General features: G+C 40.5%; 2 protein-coding genes. One reads left to right on the top strand and one right to left on the bottom strand.

What is annotated here, in order from left to right; translation table 11 throughout:
- Nucleotides 1-10,774: Ig-like domain-containing protein (locus tag Q4Q40_RS05375; protein WP_303300700.1), on the bottom strand; the 10,774-nt coding region annotated here is incomplete at its 3' end.
- Between the two features lie 1,144 nt (nt 10,775-11,918).
- Here Q4Q40_RS05375 and Q4Q40_RS05370 point away from each other — a divergent pair.
- Nucleotides 11,919-13,508: a peptide chain release factor 3 gene (locus tag Q4Q40_RS05370; RefSeq protein WP_303300699.1), complete on the top strand. Its 1,590-nt coding sequence runs from the start codon at nt 11,919-11,921 to the stop codon at nt 13,506-13,508.
- Nucleotides 13,509-13,624: the final 116 nt, after the last annotated feature.

Genomic DNA, 13,624 nt, shown 5'->3' with positions numbered 1-13,624 from the left:
CGGTAATCGACAAACCTACTGTACTTGAGAAAGTTCCGCCTGTTAAACCTGTTATAGTTGGGATTGGATCTATAGCATCTGCACAATATGCGGCAGCGCTATAATTAAAACTCGCATCATCCAGAGCATTAATCGTTACACTAGCTGTACTACTGTTTGGACAGGTACCTGCTGTGGTATAAGTTACGGTATATGTACCTGGCGTACTTGCCGATACATCGATTAGTCCAGTACCTGCAGTAAGGGATAAACCTACTGTACTTGAGAAAGTTCCACCTGTTAAACCTGTTATAGTTGGCGTTGGATCACTGGCATCTACACAATATGCAGCAGCGCTATAATTAAAGCTCGCATCGTCCAGTGCATTAATTGTAACACTAGCGGTACTACTGTTTGGACAGGTGCCTGCTGTGGTATAGGTTACGGTATATGTACCTGGTGTACTTGTCGATACATCGATCAGTCCAGTACCAGCAGTAATCGATAAGCCTAATGTACTTGAGAAAGTTCCGCCTGTTAAACCTGTTATGGTTGGCGTTGGATCTATAGCATCTACACAATATGCTGCGGCGCTATAGTTAAAGCTCGCATCGTCCAATGCGTTAATTGTAACACTAGCAGTACTACTGTTTGGACAAGTGCCTGCTGTGGTATAGGTTACGGTATATGTACCTGGTGTACTGGTCGATACATCGATTAGTCCAGTGCCTGCGGTAATCGATAAGCCTAATGTACTTGAGAAAGTTCCGCCTGTTAAACCTGTTATGGTTGGCGTTGGATCTATAGCATCTACACAATATGCTGCAGCGCTATAGTTAAAACTCGCATCGTCCAGTGCGTTAATCGTAACACTAGCTGTACTACTGTTTGGACAGGTGCCTGCTGTGGTATAGGTTACGGTATATGTACCAGGCGTACTTGTCGATACATCGATCAGTCCAGTACCAGCAGTAAGGGATAAGCCTAATGTACTACTAAATGTACCACCTGTTAAACCTGTTATGGTTGGGGTTGGATCTATAGCATCTACACAATATGCTGCAGCACTATAGTTAAAACTCGCATCGTCCAATGCATTAATCGTTACACTAGCGGTACTACTGTTTGGACAGGTACCTGCTGTAGTATAGGTCACGGTATACGTACCTGGCGTACTTGTCGATACATCGATTAGTCCAGTACCTGCGGTAAGGGATAAGCCTAATGTACTACTAAATGTACCACCTGTTAAACCTGTTATGGTTGGGGTTGGATCTATAGCATCTACACAATATGCTGCAGCACTATAGTTAAAACTCGCATCGTCCAATGCATTAATCGTTACACTAGCGGTACTACTGTTTGGACAGGTACCTGCTGTAGTATAGGTCACGGTATACGTACCTGGCGTACTTGTCGATACATCGATTAGTCCAGTACCTGCGGTAATCGATAAGCCTAATGTACTACTAAATGTTCCGCCTGTTAAACCTGTTATGGTTGGCGTTGGATCTATAGCATCTACACAATATGCGGCAGCACTATAGTTAAAGCTCGCATCGTCCAATGCGTTAATTGTAACACTAGCAGTACTACTGTTTGGACAGGTACCTGCTGTGGTATAGGTTACGGTATATGTACCAGGCGTACTTGTCGATACATCGATTAGTCCAGTACCTGCGGTAATCGATAAGCCTAATGTACTTGAAAAAGTTCCACCTGTTAAACCTGTTATGGTTGGCGTTGGATCACTCGCATCTACACAATATGCGGCAGCGCTATAGTTAAAACTCGCATCGTCCAATGCATTAATTGTAACACTAGCTGTACTACTGTTTGGACAAGTGCCTGCTGTAGTATAGGTTACGGTATATGTACCTGGTGTACTGGCCGATACATCGATCAGTCCAGTACCTGCAGTAAGTGATAAACCTAATGTACTTGAGAAAGTTCCGCCTGTTAAACCTGTTATGGCCGGCGTTGGATCTATAGCATCTACACAATATGCGGCAGCGCTATAGTTAAAACTCGCATCGTCCAATGCATTAATTGTAACACTAGCTGTACTACTGTTTGGACAAGTGCCTGCTGTGGTATAGGTTACGGTATATGTACCTGGTGTACTTGTCGATACATCGATCAGTCCAGTACCAGCAGTAATCGATAAGCCTAATGTACTTGAGAAAGTTCCGCCTGTTAAACCTGTTATGGTTGGCGTTGGATCTATAGCATCTACACAATATGCGGCAGCGCTATAGTTAAAGCTCGCATCGTCCAATGCGTTAATCGTGACACTAGCGGTACTATTGTTTGGACAGGTGCCTGCTGTGGTATAGGTTACGGTATATGTACCAGGCGTACTGGCCGATACATCGATTAGTCCAGTACCTGCAGTAATCGATAAGCCTAATGTACTACTAAATGTACCACCTGTTAAACCTGTTATAGTTGGCGTTGGATCTATAGCATCTACACAATATGCGGCAGCGCTATAGTTAAAACTCGCGTCGTCCAATGCGTTAATCGTTACACTAGCAGTACTACTGTTTGGACAGGTGCCTGCTGTTGTATAAGTTACGGTATATGTACCAGGTGTACTTGCCGATACATCGATCAGTCCAGTACCTGCGGTAATCGATAAGCCTAATGTACTACTAAATGTACCACCTGTTAAACCTGTTATAGTTGGCGTTGGATCTATAGCATCTACACAATATGCGGCAGCGCTATAGTTAAAGCTCGCATCGTCCAATGCGTTAATTGTAACACTAGCGGTACTACTGTTTGGACAGGTGCCTGCTGTAGTATAGGTTACGGTATATGTACCTGGTGTACTTGTCGATACATCGATCAGTCCAGTACCTGCGGTAATCGATAAGCCTAATGTACTACTAAATGTACCACCTGTTAAACCTGTTATAGTTGGGGTTGGATCACTCGCATCTACACAATATGCGGCAGCGCTATAGTTAAAACTCGCATCGTCCAGTGCGTTAATCGTGACACTAGCAGTACTACTGTTTGGACAGGTACCTGCTGTGGTATAAGTTACTGTATACGTACCTGGCGTACTTGCCGATACATCGATCTGTCCAGTACCTGCAGTAAGGGATAAACCTAATGTACTTGAGAAAGTTCCACCTGTTAAACCTGTTATGGTTGGCGTTGGATCACTCGCATCTACACAATATGCGGCAGCGCTATAGTTAAAGCTCGCATCGTCCAATGCATTAATTGTAACACTAGCTGTACTACTGTTTGGACAAGTGCCTGCTGTGGTATAGGTTACGGTATATGTACCTGGTGTACTGGCCGATACATCGATCAGTCCAGTACCTGCAGTAAGTGATAAACCTAATGTACTTGAGAAAGTTCCGCCTGTTAAACCTGTTATGGTCGGCGTTGGATCTATAGCATCTACACAATATGCGGCGGCGCTATAGTTAAAGCTCGCATCGTCTAATGCATTAATTGTAACACTAGCTGTACTACTGTTTGGACAGGTGCCTGCTGTGGTATAGGTTACGGTATATGTACCAGGCGTACTTGTCGATACATCGATCAGTCCAGTGCCAGCCGTAAGTGATAAACCTACTGTACTACTAAATGTACCACCTGTTAAACCTGTTATAGTTGGGGTTGGATCACTGGCATCTACACAATATGCGGCAGCGCTATAGTTAAAGCTCGCATCGTCTAATGCATTAATTGTAACACTAGCTGTACTACTGTTTGGACAGGTGCCTGCTGTGGTATAGGTTACGGTATATGTACCAGGCGTACTTGTCGATACATCGATCAGTCCAGTGCCAGCCGTAAGTGATAAACCTACTGTACTACTAAATGTACCACCTGTTAAACCTGTTATAGTTGGGGTTGGATCACTGGCATCTACACAATATGCGGCAGCGCTATAGTTAAAGCTCGCATCGTCCAATGCATTAATCGTGACACTAGCAGTACTACTGTTTGGACAGGTGCCTGCTGTGGTATAGGTTACGGTATATGTACCTGGTGTACTGGCCGATACATCGATCAGTCCAGTGCCTGCGGTAATCGATAAACCTAATGTACTTGAGAAAGTTCCGCCTGTTAAACCTGTTATAGTTGGCGTTGGATCACTGGCATCTACACAATATGCGGCTGCGCTATAGTTAAAGCTCGCGTCGTCCAGAGCATTAATCGTGACACTAGCGGTACTACTGTTTGGACAAGTACCTGCTGTGGTATAGGTTACTGTATATGTGCCTGGTGTACTTGCCGATACATCGATCAGTCCAGTACCTGCGGTAATCGATAAGCCTAATGTACTTGAGAAAGTTCCGCCTGTTAAACCTGTTATAGTTGGGGTTGGATCACTGGCATCTACACAATATGCGGCTGCGCTATAGTTAAAGCTCGCATCGTCCAATGCATTAATTGTAACACTAGCTGTACTACTGTTTGGACAAGTGCCTGCTGTGGTATAGGTTACGGTATATGTACCTGGTGTACTTGCCGATACATCGATCAGTCCAGTACCTGCAGTAAGTGATAAACCTAATGTACTTGAGAAAGTTCCGCTTGTTAAACCTGTTATGGTTGGCGTTGGATCACTCGCATCTACACAATATGCTGCGGCGCTATAATTAAAGCTCGCATCGTCCAATGCATTAATTGTAACACTAGCTGTACTACTGTTTGGACAAGTGCCTGCTGTGGTATAGGTTACGGTATATGTACCTGGCGTACTTGCCGATACATCGATCAGTCCAGTACCTGCAGTAAGTGATAAACCTAATGTACTTGAGAAAGTTCCGCCTGTTAAACCTGTTATGGTTGGCGTTGGATCTATAGCGTCTACACAATATGCGGCAGCACTATAGTTAAAGCTCGCATCGTCCAATGCGTTAATCGTGACACTAGTGGTACTACTGTTTGGACAGGTACCTGCTGTGGTATAGGTTACGGTATATGTACCAGGCGTACTAGCCGATACATCGATCAGTCCAGTACCTGCGGTAATCGATAAGCCTAATGTACTACTAAATGTACCACCTGTTAAACCTGTTATAGTTGGGGTTGGATCTATAGCATCTACACAATATGCGGCAGCGCTATAGTTAAAGCTCGCATCGTCCAATGCATTAATCGTAACACTAGCTATACTACTGTTTGGACAGGTACCTGCTGTGGTATAGGTTACGGTATATGTACCAGGCGTACTGGCCGATACATCGATCAGTCCAGTACCTGCGGTAATCGATAAGCCTAATGTACTTGAGAAAGTTCCGCCTGTTAAACCTGTTATAGTTGGGGTTGGATCACTGGCATCTACGCAATATGCGGCAGCGCTATAATTAAAACTCGCATCGTCCAATGCGTTAATCGTAACACTAGCTGTACTACTGTTTGGACAGGTGCCTGCTGTGGTATAAGTTACTGTATATGTACCAGGCGTACTTGCCGATACATCGATTAGTCCAGTACCAGCAGTAAGTGATAAACCTACTGTACTACTAAATGTACCACCTGTTAAACCTGTTATGGTTGGCGTTGGATCTATAGCGTCTACACAATATGCGGCAGCGCTATAGTTAAAGCTCGCATCGTCCAGTGCATTAATTGTGACACTAGCAGTACTACTGTTTGGACAGGTGCCTGCTGTGGTATAAGTTACGGTATATGTACCTGGCGTACTGGCCGATACATCGATTAGTCCAGTACCTGCGGTAATCGATAAGCCTAATGTACTGCTATATGTACCACCTGTTAAACCTGTTATAGTTGGGGTTGGATCACTCGCATCTACACAATATGCGGCAGCGCTATAGTTAAAACTCGCATCGTCCAGTGCATTAATCGTGACACTAGCGGTACTACTGTTTGGACAGGTACCTGCTGTGGTATAGGTTACGGTATATGTACCTGGCGTACTGGCCGATACATCGATCAGTCCAGTACCTGCGGTAATCGATAAGCCTAATGTACTACTAAATGTACCACCTGTTAAACCTGTTATGGTTGGGGTTGGATCACTCGCATCTACACAATATGCGGCAGCGCTATAATTAAAGCTCGCATCGTCCAGAGCATTAATCGTGACACTAGCAGTACTACTGTTTGGACAGGTACCTGCTGTGGTATAAGTTACTGTATACGTACCTGGCGTACTTGCCGATACATCGATCTGTCCAGTACCTGCAGTAAGGGATAAACCTAATGTACTTGAGAAAGTTCCACCTGTTAAACCTGTTATGGTTGGCGTTGGATCACTCGCATCTACACAATATGCGGCAGCGCTATAGTTAAAGCTCGCATCATCCAATGCGTTAATCGTAACACTAGCTGTACTACTGTTTGGACAGGTGCCTGCTGTGGTATAGGTTACGGTATATGTACCTGGTGTACTGGCCGATACATCGATCAGTCCAGTACCTGCGGTAATCGATAAACCTAATGTACTACTAAATGTACCACCTGTTAAACCTGTTATAGTTGGGGTTGGATCTATAGCATCTACACAATATGCGGCAGCACTATAGTTAAAACTCGCATCGTCCAATGCATTAATCGTAACACTAGCTGTACTACTGTTTGGACAGGTACCTGCTGTGGTATAGGTTACGGTATATGTACCAGGCGTACTGGCCGATACATCGATCAGTCCAGTACCTGCGGTAATCGATAAGCCTAATGTACTTGAGAAAGTTCCACCTGTTAAACCTGTTATGGTTGGCGTTGGATCACTCGCATCTACACAATATGCGGCAGCACTATAGTTAAAACTCGCATCATCCAATGCGTTAATCGTGACACTAGCGGTACTACTGTTTGGACAAGTGCCTGCTGTGGTATAAGTTACGGTATATGTACCTGGCGTACTTGCCGATACATCGATTAGTCCAGTACCTGCGGTAATCGATAAGCCTAATGTACTTGAGAAAGTTCCACCTGTTAAACCTGTTATAGTTGGCGTTGGATCACTGGCATCTACACAATATGCAGCAGCGCTATAATTAAAGCTCGCATCGTCCAGTGCATTAATTGTAACACTAGCGGTACTACTGTTTGGACAGGTGCCTGCTGTGGTATAGGTTACGGTATATGTACCTGGTGTACTTGTCGATACATCGATCAGTCCAGTACCAGCAGTAATCGATAAGCCTAATGTACTTGAGAAAGTTCCGCCTGTTAAACCTGTTATGGTTGGCGTTGGATCTATAGCATCTACACAATATGCTGCGGCGCTATAGTTAAAGCTCGCATCGTCCAATGCGTTAATTGTAACACTAGCAGTACTACTGTTTGGACAAGTGCCTGCTGTGGTATAGGTTACGGTATATGTACCTGGTGTACTGGTCGATACATCGATTAGTCCAGTGCCTGCGGTAAGGGATAAACCTAATGTACTACTAAATGTACCACCTGTTAAACCTGTTATGGTCGGCGTTGGATCACTCGCGTCTACACAATATGCGGCAGCGCTATAGTTAAAACTCGCATCGTCCAATGCATTAATTGTAACACTAGCAGTACTACTGTTTGGACAAATGCCTGCTGTGGTATAAGTTACTGTATATGTACCTGGCGTACTGGCCGATACATCGATTAGTCCAGTACCTGCAGTAATCGATAAGCCTAATGTACTACTAAATGTACCACCTGTTAAACCTGTTATAGTTGGCGTTGGATCTATAGCATCTACACAATATGCGGCAGCGCTATAGTTAAAACTCGCATCGTCCAATGCGTTAATCGTTACACTAGCAGTACTACTGTTTGGACAGGTGCCTGCTGTTGTATAAGTTACGGTATATGTACCTGGCGTACTTGCCGATACATCGATCAGTCCAGTACCTGCGGTAATCGATAAGCCTAATGTACTTGAGAAAGTTCCGCCTGTTAAACCTGTTATGGTCGGCGTTGGATCACTCGCGTCTACACAATATGCGGCAGCGCTATAGTTAAAGCTCGCATCGTCCAGTGCGTTAATTGTAACACTAGCAGTACTACTGTTTGGACAAGTGCCTGCTGTGGTATAGGTTACGGTATATGTACCTGGTGTACTGGCCGATACATCGATCAGTCCAGTACCTGCGGTAATCGATAAGCCTAATGTACTTGAGAAAGTTCCGCCTGTTAAACCTGTTATGGTTGGGGTTGGGTCCGTAGCATCTACACAATATGCTACAGCGCTATAATTAAAGCTCGCATCGTCCAGTGCGTTAATTGTAACACTAGCGGTACTACTGTTTGGACAGGTACCTGCTGTGGTATAGGTTACGGTATATGTACCAGGCGTACTTGCCGATACATCGATTAGCCCAGTACCTGCGGTAATCGATAAGCCTAATGTACTACTAAATGTACCACCTGTTAAACCTGTTATGGTTGGCGTTGGATCTATAGCATCGACACAATATGCGGCCGCGCTATAATTAAAGCTCGCATCGTCCAATGCGTTAATCGTGACACTAGCAGTACTACTGTTTGGACAGGTACCTGCTGTGGTATAAGTTACTGTATATGTACCTGGCGTACTTGTCGATACATCGATTAGTCCAGTACCTGCGGTAAGGGATAAACCTAATGTACTACTAAATGTACCACCTGTTAAACCTGTTATGGTTGGGGTTGGATCACTCGCATCTACACAATATGCGGCTGCGCTATAATTAAAACTCGCATCGTCCAGTGCGTTAATCGTGACACTAGCTGTACTACTGTTTGGACAGGTACCTGCTGTGGTATAGGTTACGGTATATGTACCAGGTGTACTTGCCGATACATCGATCAGTCCAGTACCTGCAGTAAGGGATAAGCCTAATGTACTACTAAATGTACCACCTGTTAAACCTGTTATAGTTGGGGTTGGATCACTCGCATCTACACAATATGCTGCAGCGCTATAGTTAAAACTCGCATCGTCCAGTGCGTTAATCGTGACACTAGCAGTACTACTGTTTGGACAGGTGCCTGCTGTGGTATAAGTTACTGTATATGTACCAGGCGTACTTGTCGATACATCGATTAGTCCAGTACCAGCCGTAAGGGATAAGCCTAATGTACTTGAGAAAGTTCCGCCTGTTAAACCTGTTATAGTTGGGGTTGGATCACTGGCATCTACACAATATCCGGCAGCGCTATAATTAAAACTCGCATCGTCCAATGCGTTAATCGTAACACTAGCGGTACTACTGTTTGGACAGGTACCTGCTGTGGTATAAGTTACGGTATATGTACCAGGTGTACTGGTCGATACATCGATTAGCCCTGTGCCTGGGGTAAGAGATAAACCTCCAGTACTACTAAATGCACCGCCTGTTAAACCTGTTATGGTTGGCGTTGGATCTATAGCATCTACACAATACGCGGCAGCGCTATAGTTAAAACTCGCATCGTCCAGTACGTTTACCGTAAAAGTGACATCACTAGTTGAAACACTGCAAGGAGCTGATGCTGGTATTGTATATCTTATGGTAACAGATGTATTTACTGCTACATCATCTGGAGTATAAGTAGTTCCTAAAATACTTCCTCCTCCACTAATAACACTCCAAGTACCTCCTGAAGAAGTCGTTGTTAAAGTCTTTGTATTACTTTCACAAATAGCACTTGAATCTGTTGTATTATTAGCAACAGGACAAACAGTAATTCCTAAAGTGGCTGTATTAGAACTTTCTGCTGATGTATCTAAAACTCTAAAATTTATATCTGCATTACCTGAATAATTTGCTGCAGGTGTAAAAGTTACATTACCTGTATTATCAACTGAATAAGTTCCTACACCAGAAATCACTAAATCAGTTCCCACATAACCTAGATTTGAAATATTACCAGGGTCTATTAAAGTTATAGTAGTTGAATCTAAATTCCCATCTGGGTCTGAAGAACCTGTTAATACATTATAAGGACCATTTGCTCCTGAGTTTTCTAATACTACATGCCCTAAATTATCAATAACAACGGGCGGATCATTTGTAGGATCTGGATCACTAGTTTCAGTAACAAAAGTAACTTCTCCTAAAAAACTAATTGAATTAAGTCTACTACTTCCAGTTGTTGCACGACCATTTCTAAACCTAACAGTACTTACATTAGAATAAGTAATAGATACTATATATTCTGTTCTTCCTACATGAACACCAGATGCAAAATCAGAACCACTTTGAAAACGAGTAAAAGGTCCATTTGCAGAAACTACTAATTCTGTTGGGCATCCTATTAAATTGGTAGTTACTCCAGAACCCTGAGGACAAGTACCAGAAGGAGGACTAGTACCTGCTTCTAGAAAAAAATTATCCCCAACTAATGCTTCAAAAAATTCAGAGCCATCAACATCAATTGCTTGCAATGTATATGAATCTACCTCTATTGGGATTCCATTAGTACCAGCATTAGCTGTTCCATCTTCAACAAACACGATTTCCCATTCAGCATATCCACCATCAGCGGTAGTAGTAGTGGTTGGTTCAAATCTATTATCAACACCAAGAACAGTATCTACACTATTTACTGTTATATTATTTAACTCTATAATAGTAATAACAGCATCTGCATTTGAAGTCGTTCCATTTACATTTACTACCACATCTGTATAAAGGTACCTAGATCCTTGCTGATTCAAAGTTCCTGATAAAAGCGTTGGCCCTTGAGCTCCACCAAACGTTGGTTGTGCTACAGCTGAAAATGAAAATAATATACTCGCAAATATCAGTATATACGAATATTTAAACTGTTCTTTTTTTAATTCTAAACTTTTAAAAAACAAAACATGTATATTTTTTAATAAAAGGTGGACAAGAGTTTTCATCTTTGAGAGTTATAATTAATAAATTTGGTTGTGTACTAGCTGATGTTACTTTATCTATAAGTTGGTTGAGAATGAGAAAGCAAAATTGATTTATAAAAAACCCAAAAGTCTAAAAAGTCAGCTTTCAGTTTATCAAAAGGTTTAATAGAAAAATTCATAGTTTTGAGAGTTGATTAATAGATATCCGAAATATGTATTCTATTCTTATTTATTAAATTTTACCTAAAATCGATAAAACGCATTTTTAATCGATGAAATGCAAATTATATGTTTTTTGTTCACTTATGCAAACAAAATCATTTTTTTTTTAAACATTTGTTAATCATGTAATACAAGGACTTCAATATCAATCTGTTAAAACTCTCAAAAACCTTATAATTCCTAAAAAAACGCATAAATTACTTACAAATAATAAAATAGATTTATCTTCTGTTTTTAAGCAAAAACGAACACGAAACGACTCATAAATAGACAATTAATAAAAAACCACCTGTATTTTCTATTTTAATTAAGTAACACTATTATAATGGTTCGTTTCTCTTAAAAAAAACTAAACCAAACCTCAAAAAAGCACATCAATATCACTTCATCGACAAACTGTAATTAAATTATGGCATGTAGAGTTAAAACCTTGTAGTCTAAATTCAAAATATGGATAAAGTTGTCATATCATTAAAAGTACTAGTAGGGTTAATTATCATTGTAATTGTTTTTAATTAAAAAAAAAATCTTGAAACTGACTATCCCTGGCAAGCCATAGGGGCATGCTTCGACTTGGCACAGATTTTCACCAGTTTTATTTTGCCTTTAGAGGCAAAAACCGAATTTTGTATTTTATCTCACCCAGAACTGCAAAAAAAAAAAAAGCAGTTCTGATGGCTCCAAAGGAGGGTTGAATAGGAACCCCTGCCTTTGCTAACAAGCAGGCCCCAAGGGTCGGAGAATTTTTAGATTTAAAAAGGATCTCAATTATTTAACATTACACCTCACATTAGCACAACTTTAACCTATAAAGCATATCAAAAAATATAAAACAGGTAATTAGTTTCTAAAACCTCAATTCAGAAATGTTTTCTGCAATCAATTTCTATAAAAAACAATTTTATAAAGATTATATTTGCTACCCATTTGCACAAAAGAGTTTATGAGTTTTTTAGAAGAAATACAACGCAGACGTACCTTTGGTATTATATCGCACCCTGATGCTGGTAAAACAACTTTAACCGAAAAGTTATTACTTTTTGGTGGTGCTATTCAAGAAGCTGGTGCTGTAAAAAGTAACAAAATAAAAAAAGGAGCAACCAGTGATTTTATGGAAATAGAACGTCAACGTGGTATTTCTGTCGCAACTTCGGTTTTAGCTTTTGAATATAATGGTATAAAAATTAATATCTTAGATACTCCTGGGCACAAAGATTTTGCTGAAGACACTTTTAGAACACTTACAGCGGTTGATAGTGTTATTGTAGTAATTGATGTGGCAAAAGGTGTAGAAGAGCAAACTGAAAAACTAGTTGAAGTTTGCAGAATGAGAAACATTCCCATGATTGTTTTCATCAACAAAATGGATAGAGAGGGTAAAGACGCTTTCGATCTTTTAGATGAAATTGAACAAAAATTAGGGTTGAAAGTAGTTCCATTAAGCTTCCCCATTGGTATGGGTTATGATTTTAAAGGTATTTATAATATTTGGGAAAAGAATATTAATTTATTTAGTGGAGATAGTAGAAAAGATATTGAAGAAACCATCGAGATTAAAGATTTAACCTCTTCTAAGTTAGATACACTTATAGGCGACAATGCTGCACAGACATTAAGAGAAGAAATTGAACTTGTTGAAGGTATATACCCAGAATTTAATAAAGAAGATTATCTTAATGGTGATGTGCAACCTGTATTTTTTGGTTCGGCTTTGAATAATTTTGGTGTTAGAGAGTTATTAGATTGTTTTGTTGAAATTGCTCCAAAACCTAGACCAAAACAAAGTGAAGAACGTTTAGTAGAACCTAATGAAGATAAATTCTCTGGCTTCGTTTTTAAAATACATGCTAATATGGATCCTAATCATAGAGACCGTTTAGCTTTTATTAAAATTGTATCTGGTACTTTTAAAAGAAATACGCCTTACTTACATGTTAGAAACAAAAAGAAATTAAAATTTTCTAGCCCTAACGCCTTTTTTGCAGAGAAAAAGGAAATTGTAGATACTTCTTACCCTGGCGATATTGTTGGTTTGCACGATACTGGTAATTTTAAAATTGGTGATACGCTAACTGAAGGTGAGATTATAAATTATAAAGGAGTGCCTAGTTTTTCACCTGAGCACTTTAGATATATTAATAATGCAGATCCCTTAAAATCTAAACAACTTTTTAAAGGCATAGACCAATTAATGGATGAAGGCGTTGCTCAATTATTCACATTAGAACTTAATGGTAGAAAAGTAATTGGAACAGTTGGGGCGTTACAATATGAAGTGATTCAATATAGATTGGAGCACGAATATGGTGCAAAATGTTCTTATGAGAATTTAAATGTACATAAAGCATGCTGGGTGGATCCTAAAGGTTCTAAAAGTGATGAATATAAAGAGTTTGTGAGAGTTAAACAGCGTTTTCTAGCAAAAGACAAACAAGATCAGCTAGTATTTTTAGCAGATTCTTCTTTTTCCTTACAAATGACACAGCAAAAATATCCAAGTATTAAATTTCATTTTACTTCAGAATTCGAATAATAATCTATACATACGATCACCAAATTAGCACTTAATCGATGATTAAGCACGTTTAGTCGATTATTTTTATTGTTCGAATTGATATTTCTATATATTTAAAACAGTATCATAACCCC

This window comes from Flavivirga jejuensis (assembly GCF_030540765.1).
Lineage (GTDB): Bacteria > Bacteroidota > Bacteroidia > Flavobacteriales > Flavobacteriaceae > Flavivirga > Flavivirga jejuensis.
The sequence above is the reverse complement of the archived record's forward strand: the minus strand, read 5'-3'. Positions and strand labels throughout refer to the sequence as shown.